The 16,871-nt window shown below is 64.5% G+C and carries 17 protein-coding genes and 1 tRNA gene; 10 read left to right on the forward strand and 8 right to left on the reverse strand.

Annotated features, from left to right (window positions below):
- Window positions 1–42: 42 nt before the first annotated feature.
- Window positions 43–873 carry a bifunctional DNA-formamidopyrimidine glycosylase/DNA-(apurinic or apyrimidinic site) lyase gene (gene mutM, locus A985_RS0106835; protein ID WP_017232654.1) on the reverse strand — a complete coding sequence of 277 codons (831 nt, stop codon included), beginning with the start codon at window positions 871–873 and terminating at the stop codon, window positions 43–45.
- Between the two features lie 79 nt (window positions 874–952).
- On the opposite strand from mutM, the gene A985_RS0106840 reads away from it, so the two are divergent.
- From A985_RS0106840 to pth, 7 genes are all read left to right on the forward strand, one after another.
- Window positions 953–2,878, forward strand: a complete 1,926-nt coding sequence (locus tag A985_RS0106840) for a tetratricopeptide repeat protein (RefSeq protein WP_017232655.1) — start codon at window positions 953–955, stop codon at window positions 2,876–2,878.
- A 5-nt stretch (window positions 2,879–2,883) separates the two neighbouring features.
- On the forward strand, window positions 2,884–3,501 hold the full coding sequence (locus A985_RS0106845) for an outer membrane lipoprotein LolB (RefSeq protein ID WP_026131717.1): 618 nt from the start codon (window positions 2,884–2,886) through the stop codon (window positions 3,499–3,501).
- A gap of 241 nt (window positions 3,502–3,742) precedes the next feature.
- Window positions 3,743–4,612, forward strand: coding sequence for a 4-(cytidine 5'-diphospho)-2-C-methyl-D-erythritol kinase (gene ispE / locus A985_RS0106850; RefSeq protein WP_017232657.1), 870 nt, complete (start codon window positions 3,743–3,745; stop codon window positions 4,610–4,612).
- Between the two features lie 53 nt (window positions 4,613–4,665).
- Window positions 4,666–4,742 (forward strand) — tRNA-Gln (locus tag A985_RS0106855).
- Between the two features lie 49 nt (window positions 4,743–4,791).
- On the forward strand, window positions 4,792–5,739 hold the full coding sequence (locus tag A985_RS0106860) for a ribose-phosphate pyrophosphokinase (protein WP_026131718.1): 948 nt from the start codon (window positions 4,792–4,794) through the stop codon (window positions 5,737–5,739).
- A gap of 154 nt (window positions 5,740–5,893) precedes the next feature.
- Window positions 5,894–6,514: a 50S ribosomal protein L25/general stress protein Ctc gene (locus A985_RS0106865; RefSeq protein WP_017232659.1), complete on the forward strand. Its 621-nt coding sequence runs from the start codon at window positions 5,894–5,896 to the stop codon at window positions 6,512–6,514.
- Window positions 6,515–6,637: 123 nt separating this feature from the next.
- Window positions 6,638–7,234 carry an aminoacyl-tRNA hydrolase gene (gene pth / locus A985_RS0106870; RefSeq protein ID WP_017232660.1) on the forward strand — a complete coding sequence of 199 codons (597 nt, stop codon included), beginning with the start codon at window positions 6,638–6,640 and terminating at the stop codon, window positions 7,232–7,234.
- Between the two features lie 47 nt (window positions 7,235–7,281).
- Here the strand turns inward: pth and A985_RS0106875 are convergent, their stop codons facing one another.
- The 3 genes from A985_RS0106875 to rsmD all read right to left on the reverse strand — a co-directional run bounded on the left by A985_RS0106875 (window position 7,282) and on the right by rsmD (window position 8,747).
- On the reverse strand, window positions 7,282–7,539 hold the full coding sequence (locus tag A985_RS0106875) for a YfhL family 4Fe-4S dicluster ferredoxin (RefSeq protein WP_017232661.1): 258 nt from the start codon (window positions 7,537–7,539) through the stop codon (window positions 7,282–7,284).
- A gap of 64 nt (window positions 7,540–7,603) precedes the next feature.
- The gene (coaD, locus tag A985_RS0106880; protein ID WP_017232662.1) at window positions 7,604–8,098 is read right to left on the reverse strand and encodes a pantetheine-phosphate adenylyltransferase; all 495 of its coding nucleotides are present in this window, start codon (window positions 8,096–8,098) and stop codon (window positions 7,604–7,606) included.
- Window positions 8,099–8,153: 55 nt separating this feature from the next.
- Complete coding sequence (gene rsmD, locus A985_RS0106885; RefSeq protein ID WP_017232663.1) at window positions 8,154–8,747, reverse strand: 16S rRNA (guanine(966)-N(2))-methyltransferase RsmD; 594 nt, start codon at window positions 8,745–8,747, stop codon at window positions 8,154–8,156.
- 272 nt (window positions 8,748–9,019) lie between these two features.
- On the opposite strand from rsmD, the gene nodI reads away from it, so the two are divergent.
- Together nodI and A985_RS0106895 are read left to right on the forward strand one after the other, a co-directional pair.
- Window positions 9,020–9,937, forward strand: a complete 918-nt coding sequence (nodI, locus tag A985_RS0106890) for a nodulation factor ABC transporter ATP-binding protein NodI (RefSeq protein ID WP_026131719.1) — start codon at window positions 9,020–9,022, stop codon at window positions 9,935–9,937.
- 13 nt (window positions 9,938–9,950) lie between these two features.
- Window positions 9,951–10,841 (forward strand): ABC transporter permease, encoded by an 891-nt coding sequence (locus A985_RS0106895; protein ID WP_017232665.1) that lies wholly within the window; start codon window positions 9,951–9,953, stop codon window positions 10,839–10,841.
- A 130-nt stretch (window positions 10,842–10,971) separates the two neighbouring features.
- Here A985_RS0106895 and A985_RS0106900 read toward each other — a convergent pair whose 3' ends face one another.
- The gene (locus A985_RS0106900; RefSeq protein ID WP_017232666.1) at window positions 10,972–12,420 is read right to left on the reverse strand and encodes a pitrilysin family protein; all 1,449 of its coding nucleotides are present in this window, start codon (window positions 12,418–12,420) and stop codon (window positions 10,972–10,974) included.
- Between the two features lie 12 nt (window positions 12,421–12,432).
- Entirely contained in the window at window positions 12,433–13,851 is a 1,419-nt protein-coding gene (locus tag A985_RS0106905) for a pitrilysin family protein (protein ID WP_017232667.1), read from the reverse strand.
- A gap of 171 nt (window positions 13,852–14,022) precedes the next feature.
- Here A985_RS0106905 and ftsY point away from each other — a divergent pair, with 171 nt between their 5' ends.
- Window positions 14,023–15,438 (forward strand): signal recognition particle-docking protein FtsY, encoded by a 1,416-nt coding sequence (gene ftsY / locus A985_RS0106910; protein WP_017232668.1) that lies wholly within the window; start codon window positions 14,023–14,025, stop codon window positions 15,436–15,438.
- Between the two features lie 117 nt (window positions 15,439–15,555).
- On the opposite strand, the gene A985_RS0106915 is transcribed toward ftsY, so the two are convergent.
- Both A985_RS0106915 and maiA read right to left on the reverse strand, forming a co-directional pair.
- Complete coding sequence (locus A985_RS0106915; protein ID WP_017232669.1) at window positions 15,556–16,182, reverse strand: LysE/ArgO family amino acid transporter; 627 nt, start codon at window positions 16,180–16,182, stop codon at window positions 15,556–15,558.
- Window positions 16,183–16,190: 8 nt separating this feature from the next.
- Entirely contained in the window at window positions 16,191–16,838 is a 648-nt protein-coding gene (maiA, locus tag A985_RS0106920; protein WP_017232670.1) for a maleylacetoacetate isomerase, read from the reverse strand.
- Between the last annotated feature and the right edge of the window lie 33 nt (window positions 16,839–16,871).

The raw sequence follows: 16,871 nt of genomic DNA on the forward strand, positions 1-16,871 counted from the left end.
CAAACCGCCGACCCGCTGCGCGATCTGCGATTGCCGCTTGCGTTATTTTTGACAATGCGGGCAGAAGAACGTGGAGCGCTGCCCTTGCACGATCTGCCGGATCGGGGTGCCACACACGCGACAGGGTTGCCCGGCACGATCGTAGACGAAATATTCCTGCTGGAAATAGCCGCGATTGCCGTCGCTGCCGACGAAGTCGCGCAACGTGCTGCCGCCCTTCTCGATCGCCGCGGCAAGCACGTCCTTGATGGCTTGGGCGAGCTTCTCGGCCCGGGGCCGCGAGAGTTTGCCCGCCGCCATGCGCGGCGCGATGCCCGCGCGGAAGAGGCTCTCCGACGCATAGATGTTGCCCACACCGACAACGATGCTGCCCGCGAGCAATGCCTGCTTGATGGCGACGGTCCTGCCGCGCGTACCTGCGTAAAGCCATCGGCCGTCGAAAGCGTCCGTCAGCGGCTCGACACCGAGACCGGCCAGCAGGGGATGTGCCAGCACGTCGCCCGCCGAGCGCGGATGGAACAACACCGCGCCGAAACGACGCGGATCGCGATAGCGCAGCGCGCATCGCTCGAAAACGAGATCGATATGGTCGTGCACCCCGGCCGCCGGCAGCGCCTGCGGCTCGGGCAGGACACGCAACGTGCCGGTCATGCCCAGATGCACCAACAGCCAGCCGGGCGCGTATTCCAGCAACAGGTACTTGCCGCGACGGGTCACGCCGACGAGCGTTTCGCCGCGCAGGAGCGTGTCGAGTCCGTCGGGCACCGGCCAGCGCAATGAGGCGTTGCGCACGTCGATGCGGGCAACGCGTGTGCCCGCCACGTGCGGCGCAATCCCGCGACGGGTGACTTCGACTTCTGGGAGTTCAGGCATGCCTGCGAACGTTTGCTGAGGATTTAGACTCTATTGTATCGGGCGCGCTACAATCGCTCGAAACCTGTCGTGGATCCCTATGCCGAACACCCGATTCCAGTCCATCCCCGCCGCGACCAGCACGGCGCTCACCGTGGCACCCGTGGTTTTGCGCCTGCGCGGCGCCCTGGCACGCGGGGCGTGGGCCGGCGCAACGGCGCTTGGCGTAACCTGCGCCAGCGCCATCATGGCATTCCTGCCTTCGTCGAACGCGCATGCACAGTCCCGGCCGACGGCGCAAGCCGCGCCAGCGAGCGCGCCGGCAGGCGCGAGCGACGCCAGCGCAGACGTCGGCAGCGAAGCCGGGGCGTCCGCGGCGTCAGATGCGAGCGTCCCGCGCGAAAAGCTTCCGAACGTCGCGCTCTCCAGCGAGATCGTCTTCGAGGTGATGGCCGCCGAGTTGAGCCTGCAACAAGGCAGCCTGGCGCCCGCCTTCAACACCTATGTCGCACTGGCCAATCGCACGAAGGACCCGCGCATGGCCCGCCGCGCGGTCGAGATCGCGCTCGGCGCCCGCCAGCTCGGAGACGCGCTCATTGCCGCCCGACTCTGGCACGAACTCGATCCGACCTGGCGTCCTGCATCGCAGTTGCTCGCGAGCCTCGAGGTCGGCACCGGCCATCTGTCCGACGCCGAACCGCTGCTCGTCGACGAACTGAACAAGGTGCCGGAAGCACGCCGCGGCCAGGCCATTCTCGAACTGCAGCAGATGATTGCGCGCAGTCCGGAGCGCGCCACGGGGATCGCGTCGCTCAAGCGGATGCTGGCGAACGACATGCAACGCCCCGAGGCGCAACTGGCCATCGCCCGCTCGCAACTCGATGCCGGCGACACCGCCGGCGCACGCGCGTCGCTGGAAAAGGCCCTCAGTCTCAAGCCCGATTACGAGGCCGCCGCACTGCTTTACGGTCAGATGGGGCCGGAAGAGCGCAGCAGCGCCATTGCCGGATTGAAGACGTTCCTCGATCGCAATCCGAACGCCAAGGAAGCGCGCTTCGCCTACGCCAAGCTCCTGCTGGCCGACAACCAGCTCGACGCGGCACAGAAGCAGTTCGAAACGCTGGAAAAGCGTTACCCGCACGAACTCTCGACGCTCATGGCGCTCGCGCTGCTCAACCTGCACGCCAAACATCCTGAGCAGGCCGAACAATATCTGCAGAAGTACGCGTCGGAAGCCGAACAGCAGAACACCGACGGCGCGCAAGCCTATGTCTATCTCGCGCAGATCGCCCAGGACCGCAAGGATTACCCGGCCGCCGACAAGTGGCTTTCGAAGATTCGCGAAGACAGCAACGCGTATCTGCCCGCGCAGATCGGGCGCGCGCAGCTGCTCGCCGATCAGGGCAAGGTCGACGAAGGCCGTGCGCTGCTGCACAGCATCAGCATCAAGACGAGCGATCCGCGTGAGCAACTCGCGCTCAAGCGCGCCGAGTCGGATCTGCTCGTCAAGGCAAAACGCTACGACGAGGCGGAAAAGCTGCTCGCGGTCGAGGTAAAGAATCATCCCGACGATCCGGACCTGCTGTATCAGTACGGCATGGTGGCCGAGTTGAACAAACACTACGACGTCATGGAAAAGACGATGCGTCGTGTGATGGCGTCACAGCCGGAAAACGCACAAGCCTACAACGCGCTCGGCTACTCGCTGACCGTGCGAAATACCCGTCTGCCGGAAGCGCTCAAACTACTGCAAAAGGCGTCGGCGCTCGCGCCGGACGATCCGTACATTCTGGACAGCCTGGGCTGGGTGAAGTATCGCCTCGGCGACAAACCGCAGGCGCTCGAACTGCTGCGCCGCGCGTATGGCATTCAGGCGCAGGCCGAGATCGGCGCTCACTTGGGCGAGGTGCTGTGGGAATCGGGCCAGCAGGACGAGGCACGCAAGACCTGGCGTGAAGCCCTCAAGCTCGACGGCGACGACGACACGCTGCGCGCGACGATGAAACGCTACAACGTGACGCCGTAATGCATATGAGGTCGCCGTTTTCGCTCGTGGCGTCGCGTTCGGCTCGCGCCACGACCCTGGTGCTGGCCTGTGCGCTCGCCGGGCTCGTCGCCGGCTGTGCGAGCCTCGCGCCGCCCACCGCGGTGACGTCGGCGGCGGGCGCCAGCGTCGAACACTACCGTGGCCGCTTCTCCGTGCGTTACGAGCAGAATGGCGAGACGCGCAATACCTACGGCAATTTCGACTGGCAGCAGAATGGCGACAACGCGATCGTCCAGTTGCTCGACCCGCTCGGACAAACCCAGGCGATCGTGCGCGAGAATCCGCGTCGTGCGTCGCTCGAATTACCCGGCAAGGCACCGTTGAGTGGCCCGCGCCTCGAAGATGTCATGCACGACGCCCTGGGCTTCGCGCTGCCGGTGGGCGGCCTGCGCTACTGGCTGCAAATGCAGGGCGCTCCGGGATCGCAGGCGAGCATCGAGCGCGATCCCCAGACACAACGGCCGACGCATTTGAAGCAGGACGGGTGGACGATCGACTATCAGGCCTTTTTCGACGGCGCGCCACTACGCGTCAAGCGCATCGACCTGTCTCGCGATCTCGACGGGTCGCCGCTCGCTGTGCGGCTCGTGATCGACGAGTAAGGTCGAGCGACGCCGATTGGGCCGGGCACCGCCATCGCTTTGGCGACATCGGCGGTATCGACGGCCACTTGGGCGCGCTTGTTGCGACGGTGCTATGCTTGGCGCCGCCCGCTCCAGCGCACGTCGAGTGCCACGCGCGCCTTGCGCAAAGGGATCGAATTGCGCGGGGAAGTCCCGTCTCCAGACACCGACGTTGCGACAGTGCCGCGTCGACGCTCGTTATCCATCGTTTTGCATCGCCATGTACGAAATCCTGCGTGACTGCCCGGCTCCGGCCAAGCTGAACCTGTTCCTGCACATCGTGGGACGCCGGCCGAACGGCTATCACGAGCTGCAGACTGTCTTCCAGCTGATCGACTGGGCCGATACGCTGCATTTCGCGCGTCGCGACGATGGACGGATCGTTCACACGAACCCGCTGCCGGGGGTGCCCCCTGAGACGGATCTGACGGTGCGCGCCGCCCGCCTTCTGCAGCACCATTGCGGCGTGCGCTTCGGGGTGGAGATTGCCATCGAGAAGCGGCTGCCGGCCGGTGGCGGCATCGGCGGCGGCAGCTCCGACGCCGCGACGACGCTGCTCGCACTCAATCGCATGTGGCAACTCGATCTGCCGCGCGCGGAACTTCAGGCGCTCGCCCTGCAACTCGGGGCCGACGTGCCGTTTTTCGTCTTCGGCCGCAATGCGTTCGCCGAAGGGCTGGGCGAGGAATTGCACGCCGTGGATTTGCCGCTTCGGTACTTCCTCGTGGTCAACCCGCGCGTCCACGTCGCGACCGACAAAATATTTCGCGATCCACTGTTGACAAGGGATTCGAAGATCGTCACAATGGCGTTCTTTCTCGAACACACCAGCAAAAACGTGTTAGGAACGGATGAAATTTTCCGTAACGACATGCAAGCGGCAGTGATTCGAGAATACGCGGAAGTCGCTGCGGTGATTGACTGGTTCAGCACCTTCACCACCGCACGTATGACGGGCTCCGGCGCCAGTGTGTTTGCAGCATTCGACACGAAGGCAGAGGCGGAAGCGGCATACCAGCGATTGCCAGAGCGCTGGCTGGGTCAAGTGACCGCCAGTCTGGCCGAACACCCGCTGTTCGCCTTCGCGTGAAGGGTTTTACTTTGTTGCGTTTCCTACGACGCGGCAAGGGCAACGGTTAGTGTAGGGGAGTCGCCAAGTTGGTTAAGGCACCGGATTTTGATTCCGGCATACGAGGGTTCGAGTCCTTCCTCCCCTGCCAATTTCTCTGTCGTGCAGTCTCAGCATCCCAACGTTCCGCAGGTAGCCAGATGAGTAGTGATAACCTAATGGTATTCACCGGGAACGCCAATCCCGCCCTGGCCCAAGCGGTCGTCGACACTCTCGGCATTCCCCTCGGCAAGGCCATGGCGAGCCGGTTCTCGGACGGTGAGATCCAGGTCGAAATCCAGGAAAACGTGCGCGGCAAGGACGTCTTCGTCCTCCAGTCGACGTGCGCGCCGACCAACGACAACCTGATGGAACTGATGATCATGGTCGATGCGCTCAAGCGCGCGTCTGCCGGCCGGATCACCGCTGCCATCCCGTATTTCGGCTATGCCCGTCAAGATCGCCGCCCCCGTTCGGCGCGTGTCGCGATCTCGGCGAAGGTCGTCGCCAACATGCTGCAAATCGCGGGCGTCGAGCGCATCATCACGATGGACCTGCACGCGGACCAGATTCAGGGTTTCTTCGATATCCCTGTCGACAACATCTACGCCTCGCCGCTGCTGCTGGCCGATGTGCGCGCGCAGAACCACGAAAACCTGTTGGTGGTCTCGCCGGACGTTGGCGGTGTGGTGCGTGCGCGTGCGCTCGCCAAGCAACTGCATTGTGATCTGGCGATCATCGACAAGCGTCGTCCGAAGGCCAACGTCGCCGAAGTGATGAACATCATCGGTGAAGTCGAAGGCCGCACCTGCGTCATCATGGACGATATGGTCGACACGGCCGGTACGCTGTGCAAAGCCGCGCAGGTGCTGAAGGAGCGTGGCGCACAGAAGGTCTATGCGTACTGCACGCACCCGGTGCTTTCCGGCGGTGCGGCGGCGCGCATCAACGCGTCGGAACTCGACGAAGTAGTCGTGACGGACACGATCGCGCTGCGCGACGACTCGAAGGGTGGCAAGATCCGCCAGTTGAGCTGCGCCAATTTGCTCGCCGAGACGTTCTCGCGTATCCGTCGTGGCGACTCGGTAATGTCGCTGTTCGCGGAATAAGCGTTCGGTAAATTTTTGCGACGGCGCCTGTGTGGCGCCGTTGTTGTGTCGGCGGGGAGCGTCTCCCCGCCTTTGTCATTCCTGAAGCCGATGTTTTTTGCACGGCATTTGGGAAGCTATCGCTGCCTGGTCGCGGGCAGTCCAAGGAGTTGTTATGAAAGTCGTCGCTTTTGAGCGTAATCTGCAAGGTACGGGTGCGAGCCGCCGCCTGCGCAATGCCGGTAAGACCACGGGCATCGTGTACGGTGGAAACGTTGATCCGAAGATGATCGAACTCGATCACAATGCGCTGTGGCATGCCCTGCGCAAGGAAGCGTTCCACTCGTCGATTCTCGAGCTGGAAGTTGCCGGCCAGACCGAACAAGTGCTGCTGCGCGATGTGCAGTACCACCCGTTCAAGCAATTGGTTCTGCACGTGGATTTCCAACGTGTCGATCCGAACAAGTCGATTCACGTGAAGGTGCCCCTGCACTTCCTGGGTGCTGAGAACGCCCCGGCCGTGAAGCTGGCGTCGAACGTGATCAGCCACACCGTGAACGAACTCGACGTGAACTGCCTGCCGGGCAAGCTGCCGGAATTCCTGGAAGTCGACCTGTCGACCCTGGAAGCGGGCAAGACGGTGCACGCCAAGGACGTCAAGCTGCCCGCCGGCGTGACGCTCACGCTGCACGTCGAGCAAGAAAACCCGGTGGTCGCGCAAGCCGTCCAACCGGCAGGTGCGGCTGCTGACGAAGCGGCTGCTCCGGCTGCCGAAGGTGCAGCGCCGGCCGCCTAAGGCCCGCGCGTTAGCCTTCAGCGGCGACGCTGGACGCAAGACCCGCCGCGACGTCATGTCCGGCGGGTTTTTTTATGGCGGCGCGCATGCCGATTCGGCGCGCGCCAAGATCGTGATACCGAAATGATCAAGCTGATCGTAGGGCTCGGCAATCCGGGCGCCGAATACACAGCAACGCGTCACAACGCCGGTTTCTGGTTCGTCGACGCGTTGGCGCAGCAATGCGGTGCGTCGCTCACGAACCAGAAGAACTTCCACGGCTATGCAGCGCGCACACGCATTGCCGGCCAGGAAGTCTGGTTGCTCGAGCCGCAGACCTTCATGAACCGCTCGGGGCAGTCGGTTGTGGCGCTCGCACGCTTCTACAAGATCCTGCCGGATGAAATCCTCGTCGTGCACGACGAACTCGATCTGCTGCCCGGCACGGTGAAACTCAAGCGTGGTGGGGGCAGCGGTGGTCACAACGGACTGAAGGACATCGCCGCGCATCTGACGACGCCCGAGTTTTGGCGTCTGCGTCTGGGCATCGGCCATCCGCGCACGCTTCAGCCGACGGGCAGCCAACAGCAGGTCGTGGACTTCGTGCTCAAGCCGCCGCGCAAGGAAGAGCAGGCGCAGATCGACGACGCGATGTCGCGCTCGCTCGACATCGTCGATCAGGTCGTCAAAGGCGAGATGGAAAAGGCAATGATGCGCCTGCACGCCGCACCGGGGAAATAAGCGGCGCTGCCGCGCACAGTGCGCGGCTGGCTTGGCCGGCACGCCGCTCAGGCCGTCTTGGCCGCTTGCAGATGGGTGTACTTCTCGAGCAGTTGCTCGGGCGTCTCGACGTGTTCGGGGTTGATGGGAATGCACTCCACCGGACACACCTGCACGCACTGCGGTTCATCGAAGTGCCCCACACATTCGGTGCACTTGTTCGGATCGATCTCGTAAATCTCGACCCCCATCGAAATCGCGTCGTTCGGGCACTCCGGCTCGCACACGTCGCAATTGATGCATTCATCGGTAATCATCAAGGCCATACGGCACCTCCAGCCGTATCGCAACGCCGGTCAGCCGCAAGGGCCGGGCCGGCGTACGCGATACTCATCCGTTCGTCGGCAGGCTGCCGACTTTCGTCATCAGCCATTTTTCGACGGAAGGAAACACGAACTTGCTGACGTCGCCGCCCAGTTGCGCGATCTCGCGCACGATCGTGCCCGAGATGAACTGGTACTGGTCAGACGGCGTCATGAACATCGTTTCCACATCGGGCAACAGATAGCGGTTCATCCCGGCCATCTGGAACTCGTACTCGAAGTCGGACACGGCGCGCAGGCCGCGCACGATCACACGGGCCTGGTGCTTGCGCACGAAGTCCTTGAGCAGCCCGGAAAACCCTTCCACGCTGACGTTCGGATAGTGACCCAGCACTTCGCGCGCGATGTCGATGCGCTCTTCCAGCGAGAAGAACGGCTTCTTGTTTCGGCTATCCGCCACGCCAACGACGAGCTTGTCGAAAATCCCTGCCGCACGGCGGACCAGATCTTCATGTCCTCGGGTCAACGGGTCGAACGTCCCCGGATAAATCGCCACTACCATGCCAACGTCTCCTCGCGGCTGGGGACCTGTGCTGCGTACTTGTTCATTGTGGTCTCTAGGTTTTCGGTATCGATTCAAGCAAATGATAATGCACGGCCCCGGCTTTCGCCCGTCGCAGGCATGCGAGGTCGAGCACCGCCAGTGCGTCGTCCTCCAGCGCGATGTCCGATTCGGCGTAGATCACCCCGCCAGGGGCGAGCAGACGGGCCGCAGGCGCCAGCAGGTCGTTCATCCAGCCGCTCGCAAACGGCGGATCGAGAAACACCACGTCAAAAGCCCCGGGCGGGAGTGTGGTTATCAGGCGACGGGCATCGGCCTGCACGATCTCGATCTGATCGGCCCCGAGTTTGTCCTGATTGGCACGCAGTTGCCGAACGGCCCGCGCGGCGTGCTCAACCATCAGCACGCGGGCGGCACCCCGCGAGGCGGCCTCGAATCCCAGCGCGCCGCTGCCCGCGAACGCGTCGAGGCACCGCATGCCGCCCAGATCCTGACCCAGCCAATTGAACAGGGTTTCCCGCACACGGTCAGGCGTGGGCCGCAGGCCTTCGCCCGACGGCACCGGCAGCGGCGTGCGCTTCCACTGGCCGCCAATGATGCGCACCTGCTGCGGCGCGCCGCGTGCCACGTTTCCCGAACCGGACTTCATCGTGTTCCCCGCAGGACAGCCTTGCCGGAGACACCGTCACCCGTGCAAAAATGAGTTCGCGCGCGCGGCTGCGCACGCCAGGAATCCAAAATCATGACAATTCACGCTACATTGTTGAGGCGAAACATACCACATCGCCCGCAAGACCTGCCCCATCAAGGCATACGATGGCAGACGATGCGTCGATCCCGAGCGGCGAGCGTCTGCCTCGACGCCAATGGCACAACGACGACGCGCCCGGCAGGACATCACAGGAAACCGCCCGATTCGCCATGACCGACGCCGCCATCGAGGTAATTGAGCTGTGCAAGGCCTATGACGGCCGTCCCGTGGTCGACCATCTTTCGCTGCGCGTCGCGCCGGGCGAGTGTTTCGGCTTGCTCGGGCCCAACGGGGCCGGCAAGACCACCACGTTGCGCATGCTGCTGGGCCTGGTCACGCCCGACAGCGGTGAAATCCGTCTCGGTGGCCTGTCCGTGCCGCGACAGGCGCCACAGGCGCGACGCCGCGTCGGTGTCGTGCCGCAATTCGACAACCTCGATCCCGACTTCACCGTGCGCGAGAACCTCGCGGTCTTCGGACGCTATTTCGGACTCTCCTCTGCCGAGCTTCGGGAACGCGTGCCCGCCCTGCTCGCGTTCGCGCGACTCGAGTCGAAGGCAGATGCCCGCGTCAGCCAACTCTCAGGCGGCATGAAACGACGTCTCACACTCGCCCGGGCGCTCATCAACAATCCCGATGTGCTTGTACTCGACGAGCCCACGACGGGCCTCGATCCGCAAGCTCGCCACCTGATCTGGGAACGGCTCAAGTCGCTGATGAACGAGGGCAAGACGATTCTGCTCACGACGCACTTCATGGAAGAAGCCGAGCGCCTGTGCCATCGTCTGTGCGTGATCGATGCCGGCCGCAAGATCGCCGAGGGCACGCCGCCCGAACTTGTTGCGCGGGAAATCGGCTGCGATGTCGTGGAGGTGTTCGGCGACGTGCCGCAAGCCCTGCTCGCGCGCCTGACGCCACTGGCCGACCGCATCGAGACGAGTGGCGAGACCCACTTCTGCTATGTGCGCGACGCGGTGCCGGTCGTTGCAGCGCTGCAAGAACAGCCCGGCGTTCGATATCTGCATCGGCGAGCCAATCTGGAAGACGTCTTTCTCAAACTCACCGGCCGGGAGATGCGCGATGACTGAGCGTGACCATCCCATGCCCGACACACCGGAAACACGCGACACCGGCGATACCGGTGATACCGGCGACAGCGCGGCAGTCGCGACGGCGGGCGCGCACCGCGCTGGCCCACCCCACGAACGCACCCCGGAGACGCCTCGCTACCTGCCCGGCATCTCGCCGTGGATGGGCGTCTGGCGGCGCAACTTCCTTGTCTGGCGCAAGCTCGCCATCGCGTCGCTGTTCGGCAATCTGGCTGACCCGATGATCTACCTCTTCGGGCTGGGGTTCGGCCTCGGCATGATGGTCGGCGAAGTCGACGGCACGTCATACATTGCGTTTCTTGCCGCCGGGACCGTTGGCTCAAGCGTGATGTTCTCCGCCAGCTTCGAATCGATGTACTCGGGCTTCTCGCGCATGCATGTGCAGCGCACGTGGGAAGCGCTCATGCACACGCCGCTTACGCTGGGCGACGTAGTGCTCGGCGAAGTCGTGTGGGCTGCGAGCAAGGCCGTACTCTCAGGTGTCGCAATCCTGCTGGTGGCCAGCGCGCTCGGCTACGCGCGCATCGACAGCATGCCTGTCGTACTGCCGGCGATCCTGCTGGCGGGGCTCGCGTTCGCCAGTCTGGCGATGGTGATGACGGCGCTCGCGCCGAGCTATGACTTCTTCATGTTTTACCAGACGCTGGTCATGACACCGATGCTGCTGCTCTCGGGGGTGTTCTTCCCCTTGGCGCAACTGCCGGCGGCAGCCCGTCACGTCACTGAATGGCTGCCCCTGGCCCACGCGGTAGCGCTGATCCGCCCCGCCATGCTCGGACGCCCCATCGACCTGCCATGGCTGCATGCAAGCGCGCTCGCCATCTATGCGGTCGTCGGGTTCGCCGCGGCACTCGTACTGCTGCGCAGGCGCATTCTTCGGTAACGCCGCGTCGTACCTTTCGGCCCGCTCACGCAAGCCAACGAAAAACGGCACCGAAAGCTGTCGGTGCCGTCTGTCGTATGTCGTATGTCGTATGTCAATACGTCGCGTCAATCCCACGACGATGCGATGATTATTTCGTTTGCGTGCGTACCGAAGATTTTCCGCTGGGCGCCGCCGCGCCTGCGCTTGCGCCGCCGAAGACGTCACTCGGCCCCACGACGACCGTGACGAGCCGGTCCGGCGCCACGTGACGCGCGAAGGCGCTCTTTACCTGCGCAGCGGTCACGGCCTCAACGTTGCGGGTCCACGTATCGAGGTAGTCCAGCGGCAGGTGATAAAAGCCGATAGCGGCCACGTTCGCCAGCAGCTTTCGATTACTGTCGAGTCGCAGCGGAAAGCCGTTGGTCAGGTTGTCCCTGGCGGCCTGCATCTCCGCGTCGGTCGGCCCGTCCTGGACGAACTTGGCGAGCGTTTCACGCACGACCTTGAGCGCCTCCGGTGCCTGCTCACGGCGCGTCTGCAAACTGATCTCGAACGGCCCCTCCTGCAACTGCGGCATGAAGCCACTCGACACGCCGTACGTCAGACCGCGTTTTTCGCGCACCTCCGTCGTCAAGCGCGACACGAAGCCCCCGCCGCCCAGGACATAGTTACCCACGAGCAACGGGAAGTAGTCGGGATCACTGCGCGCCACCGACGCCTGCCCCGTCACAATGTGCGCCTGCTCGGCCGGGTGCGGCAGATCGATCTGCACGGCACTGCTCAACGACGCGACCGACGGCATCGCCGGCGGCGTCACGCCCACGGGCATGGCGTCGGTCAGCGTGGCGACGAGCGCCTCCGCCTGCGCTCGATCGATGTCGCCGACGATCGTCACGACCGCCCGCTTCGGGCTGTACATGTCGCGGTAGAAACGCACCAGATCGTCGCGCTTCACGGCGTTCACACTCGCCACCGTCGGGCTGACACCATACGGATGGCTGCCGTAGATCGCGCGGCGAAATGCCTTCTCGGCAATCGCCTCGGGCTTCGTATCGGATTCCGCAATCGCCGCCGACAGACGCGCCGCTTCCCGCTTGAGCACCGCATCGGGGAACGTAGGATGTTGCAGGAACTGCGCCATCGCGCCGACCGCCGCATCGCGTTCGGTCGCTGACGACAGCGTGCGCAGGGTGACGGTCGCGGCATCGCGTCCGGCACTTGTCGCTTCCATCGCGCCCACGTCGGCAAAGCGATCGGCAATCTGCGCCTCGGTCAGCGCGGGGCGCCCGGCTGCGGCGGACGCGCCCGCGTCGAGCAAGCCCGCCGTGAGCATCGCCAGACCGGACTTCCCCGGCGGATCGTAGCGACTGCCGGCATCGAAGTCGATGTTCAGGTCGATCATCGGGATCGAACGACTCTCGACGAACATCACCTTGGCGCCCGACGGCGCCACCCAGCTTTGAATCGGCAGCGCCGCGCGAGCACTCAGCGGCGTGACGGCAATAATCGCACCCGCGGCAACGGCAGCAACGCTCGCCGTAAAGCCCGTGCGCGCAGGCACAGAGAACGCACGCAACAGTGCGGAAATTTTCATCATCGTGTGGCCCTCTCAGCGCATGTTCTTCAAGTCTTCCGCCCCTTGGGCGCGGCGCTTTCGTGTCGCTTCGTCGATGGGCTGGGGAACCAGCGTCGCCACAGTCAGGGACGCATCGCCGAAGTACTTGCCGGCCACCGCCTGCACCTGTGCCGGCGTGACCGCCTTCACCTTGTCGAGCATGCGATCGATCTGCCGCCACGAGATGCCCGACATTTCGTTCAGACCGATCTCCATCGCCTGGCCGAACACCGAGTCGCGTTTGTAGATTTGCGAGGCAACGACCTGCGCCTTCACCCGCCCAAGTTCCGCCGCGGTCACACCATGCGCCGCAATATCGGCCACCTGCGCGCGAAGCGCTTTCTCGAGCTGCTCAGGCGTCTTGTCCTTCGCGGGGGTGCCGTCGAGAAGGAAGAATTGCGGGCCACGGCCCACGCCATCGTAGTTGGCACCAACATCGTTCGCGATGCGTTGCTCGCGCACGAGACGGCTCGTCAGACGCGCATTGCCATAGCCGTCGAGCACGGCAGCGAGCACCTGCAACGCATAGACGTCGTCGTCCTTTTCGACGTCGGTCAGACGGGGCGCACGCCACGCGAGCATCACGTGTGGATTCTCGGCCGGCGCTTTCACGAACACCCGGCGCACGCCGAGTTGTGCCGGCTCGTTCTGAGGACGCCGATCGGGCAACGCATGCGGCTTGAGCGAGCCGTAATAGGTCTCGGCGAGTTGCTTGACCTGCGCGGGATCGACATCGCCGCTCACGACCACCACCGCATTGTTCGGCGCATACCAGCGCGCATACCAGTCGCGTGCGTCCTGGACGGTCATGTGCTGAAGGTCGTCCATCCAGCCGACGATTGGGCGACGATAGGGATTGGCAACGAGCGCCGAGGCCATCAGTTGCTCGTAGAGCAATGCGCGCGGCTGATCGTCCGTGCGCAGCCGGCGCTCCTCCATGACCACCTGAATCTCTTTGGCGAACTCGTCGCCGGAGAGCGTGAGGTTGGCCATGCGGTCGGCCTCGAGACGCATCATCTCCGGCAGACGCGACTTCTCCGTCTGCTCGAAGTAGCCGGTGTAGTCCTTGCTGGTGAACGCATTTTCGCGGCCACCCAGCGCCGCCACCTGACGCGAAAACTGGCCCGGCCCGACAGCCTTGGTGCCCTTGAACATCATGTGTTCGAGCACGTGGGCCACACCTGTCGTGCCGTTGAATTCGTCGAGCGAGCCCGCGCGATACCAAACCACATGGGCCACCGTCGGTGCCCGGTGGTCTTCGCGCACGATCAGCCGCAACCCGTTCGATAACGTGAATTCCGACGTGTTATCCGCCGTTTTGCTGCCGGCGGTGTCGGCCGCCTGGCTCAGGCATGCCACACTGGCCAGGATGAGTCCGGCCAAGGTATGTCGCCAGCGCATGGTTCCCGTCATGGATCCCCTTTCGCCCGTCACGGACGTTGATTCGCGTCTGATAAAATACGTCGCATTTCCCGCGTCGGAAATCACGACCCGCCCATTGTAGGGCGTTTTGTGCGACGCGAATGGCAAGACAAATCACAGACGCACGCTGACCGCGTGCGCCCACGTCGAGTTCTTCACCCCATGTTCAGTTTCTTCAAGCGCTTCAAGTCGGGCGGTAACAAAGCCGCCGAGACGAGTCCCGCATCGACCGAATCCCTCGCGTCCGACGCGCTGGCGCCATCGCCGGAAATCCCGGAAACGCCCGCTTCGCCAAGCTTGCCGGTCGAAGACGCTGCAGCGAAGGCCGACATCGCACCGGCCGTCGTGCCCGCTAGCGTGCCGGCCGAAGCCGCGCAGGCACCCACCGCACCCATCGACGCCGCGCCCCCGCCCGTCACCCCGGTCCAAAATGCGGTGCCGTCCGAACCGGCGCAGGCGAATGTCCCATCGCTCATCACGCCGGCGCAGTCCGCGCCCACGTTTGCGCCGCAAATCGCGCCCGAACAGGCGGAACTGGCGGAACCCGTCGAGCCGATTGAGCCCATTGCGCCGATATCGTCGATCGAGCCGGCCGCACCGCCCCCGGCCGTCGTTGTCAAGGATGCCCACGGCGACGCCATCGGCGAGATCGTCGCGGCCCCGGCCCAAGCCCCGGCCGCCAAGCGCTCCTGGCTCACGCGCCTGAAGGCGGGACTGTCGAAGACGAGCGCCGGTCTCACGGGCATCTTCATCGGCGTGAAAGTCGACGAGAACCTGTTCGAGGAACTGGAAGACGCGCTGCTGATGAGCGACGCCGGCGTGGAAGCCACGGCTTTCCTGATCGGCGCCCTGCGCAAGAAGGTCAAGACTGACCGGCTGACCGAAGGCGAGCAGGTCAAGCGCGCGCTGCACGATCTGCTGGTCGAATTGCTGCAGCCGTTGGAACAGAGCCTGGTTCTCGGTCGCGAGTCGCCGATGGTCGTGATGATCGCGGGCGTGAACGGCGCAGGCAAGACGACAAGCATCGGCAAGCTCGCCAAACACTTCCAGCACTACGGCCAGTCCGTGCTGCTCGCCGCCGGCGACACCTTCCGCGCGGCGGCACGAGAACAACTGGCGATCTGGGGCGAGCGCAACAACGTCGCCGTCGTCTCACAGGAGAACGGCGACCCGGCCGCCGTCGTGTTCGACGCTGTGACTGCCGCACGCGCGCGCAAGATCGACATCGTGATGGCCGACACCGCTGGCCGACTGCCCACACAATTGCATCTGATGGAAGAGTTGAAGAAGATCAGGCGCGTGTTGGGCAAAGCTGCCGAGGGCGCACCGCACGAGGTGCTGCTCGTGATCGACGCCAACACGGGACAAAACGCGCTCACGCAGGTCAAGGCGTTCGACGACGCGCTGCAACTCACCGGCCTCATCGTGACAAAGCTCGACGGCACGGCCAAGGGCGGCATTCTCGCCGCCATTGCGCGTCAGCGTCCGGTGCCGGTGTACTTCATCGGCGTGGGCGAAAAGGTCGAGGATCTGCAGCCGTTCTCGGCGCGCGAATTCGCCGACGCCTTGCTCGGCTAACTCAGCCGACTCAGTCAAGCGCATCCGCCGGCCACACTGCCAACGGCCCGCCCGCATCACGCGGCGGGCCGTTACCTTTTCCGGCGACGCAAGACAGCGCCGCCCGATAACAACGCATTACCACTGCTGCGCGACGAGTCCTGCGCAGAGCCCCCACATCATCATGCCGACGATCCCATCGAGGATCTGCCATGCTCGCGCGCGCGCAAACAGCGGCGCAAGCAACCGGGCGCCATAGCCGAGCGTGGTGAACCACAAAACGGAGGCGGTCATCGCGCCCACGGCAAACCACGCATTCCCGGGCGGCACCTCGCGCGCGCCGATGCCGCCCAACAGAATCACCGTGTCGAGATAAACGTGCGGATTGAGTAACGAGAGCATCAACACGAGCACGAACGCTCGCTGCCAGGTCATGTCCTGCGTAGCCGCGCGGCTGCCGTCGGCCTGCAAGGCGCCCGCACCGCGCAACGCGGCACGCCACGCGCGCAGACCGTACCAGAACAGAAACGCGGCGCCGCCCCACGTCACGGCCGTCAGGAAGCGCGGATAGGCGGCGATCAAACCGCCCATGCCCGCGACCCCCGCCGCAATCAAGACCATGTCGCAAATTGCGCAGACAGCCACGACCACGCCGACATGGCGTCGAAGAATGCCCTGACGCAGCACAAACGCATTCTGCGCGCCAATGGCCATGATGAGGCTGGCGCCCAGCGCCATGCCCCGCCAGAACGCGGGATCAACCATCGTGTGGCTTACTCGGCGTCGGGTTGCGCTTCGGGCGCGGCGCGGCGGAAGGCGTCAAGTGTCAGGCAGTGCGCGTTGACGGCGGCAATTCGCGGGAAGCGCGTCATGTCTACCTTGAATCGGTTCGCGTTGTAGACCTGCGGCACGAGGCAGCAATCCGCGAGCGTCGGGGTGTCGCCAAAGGTGAACCTGCCGTGCGGCGACTGCGCCGCCAGGCGGGCTTCCAGCGCCGTGAAACCCTCCACGACCCAGTGGACATACCACGCATCTTTCTGCGCGTCGGTCACCCCCAGGTCGTGCTTGAGGTAACGCAGCACGCGCAGGTTGTCGATCGGGTGGATGTCCGCGGCGATGTCGAGCGCCAGTGCCCGCACCTGAGCGCGCGCCACCGGGTCGGCCGGCAGCAGCGCAGGCGTCGGATGCACGTCTTCGAGATACTCGATGATGGCCAGCGATTGATGAAGGTTCACACCCTCGTCGACGAACGTCGGCACCAATCCGTTGACGTTGAGCGCAAGGTACGCCGGTTTGCGCTGCTCGCCGCCCTCGCGCACCAGATGCACCGGCACGGTCTCGTAATCGAGGCCCTTCAAATTCAGGGCGATCCGCACGCGATACGCGGCGGAACTGCGGAAATAGCTATACAGCGTGGACATGGCTGACCTCGGAGGCGAGATTGGGGAAGGCGC

The organism is Pandoraea sp. B-6 (assembly GCF_000282835.1).
Taxonomy (GTDB): Bacteria; Pseudomonadota; Gammaproteobacteria; order Burkholderiales; family Burkholderiaceae; genus Pandoraea; species Pandoraea cepalis.

Coding starts and splice junctions, on each gene's coding strand:
- mutM (WP_017232654.1), bottom strand. CDS start 873: ATGCCTGAACTCCCAGAAGTCGAAGTCACCCGTCGCGGGATTGCGCCG.
- A985_RS0106840 (WP_017232655.1), top strand. CDS start 953: ATGCCGAACACCCGATTCCAGTCCATCCCCGCCGCGACCAGCACGGCG.
- A985_RS0106845 (WP_026131717.1), top strand. CDS start 2,884: ATGAGGTCGCCGTTTTCGCTCGTGGCGTCGCGTTCGGCTCGCGCCACG.
- ispE (WP_017232657.1), top strand. CDS start 3,743: ATGTACGAAATCCTGCGTGACTGCCCGGCTCCGGCCAAGCTGAACCTG.
- A985_RS0106860 (WP_026131718.1), top strand. CDS start 4,792: ATGAGTAGTGATAACCTAATGGTATTCACCGGGAACGCCAATCCCGCC.
- A985_RS0106865 (WP_017232659.1), top strand. CDS start 5,894: ATGAAAGTCGTCGCTTTTGAGCGTAATCTGCAAGGTACGGGTGCGAGC.
- pth (WP_017232660.1), top strand. CDS start 6,638: ATGATCAAGCTGATCGTAGGGCTCGGCAATCCGGGCGCCGAATACACA.
- A985_RS0106875 (WP_017232661.1), bottom strand. CDS start 7,539: ATGGCCTTGATGATTACCGATGAATGCATCAATTGCGACGTGTGCGAG.
- coaD (WP_017232662.1), bottom strand. CDS start 8,098: ATGGTAGTGGCGATTTATCCGGGGACGTTCGACCCGTTGACCCGAGGA.
- rsmD (WP_017232663.1), bottom strand. CDS start 8,747: ATGAAGTCCGGTTCGGGAAACGTGGCACGCGGCGCGCCGCAGCAGGTG.
- nodI (WP_026131719.1), top strand. CDS start 9,020: ATGACCGACGCCGCCATCGAGGTAATTGAGCTGTGCAAGGCCTATGAC.
- A985_RS0106895 (WP_017232665.1), top strand. CDS start 9,951: ATGCCCGACACACCGGAAACACGCGACACCGGCGATACCGGTGATACC.
- A985_RS0106900 (WP_017232666.1), bottom strand. CDS start 12,420: ATGATGAAAATTTCCGCACTGTTGCGTGCGTTCTCTGTGCCTGCGCGC.
- A985_RS0106905 (WP_017232667.1), bottom strand. CDS start 13,851: ATGACGGGAACCATGCGCTGGCGACATACCTTGGCCGGACTCATCCTG.
- ftsY (WP_017232668.1), top strand. CDS start 14,023: ATGTTCAGTTTCTTCAAGCGCTTCAAGTCGGGCGGTAACAAAGCCGCC.
- A985_RS0106915 (WP_017232669.1), bottom strand. CDS start 16,182: ATGGTTGATCCCGCGTTCTGGCGGGGCATGGCGCTGGGCGCCAGCCTC.
- maiA (WP_017232670.1), bottom strand. CDS start 16,838: ATGTCCACGCTGTATAGCTATTTCCGCAGTTCCGCCGCGTATCGCGTG.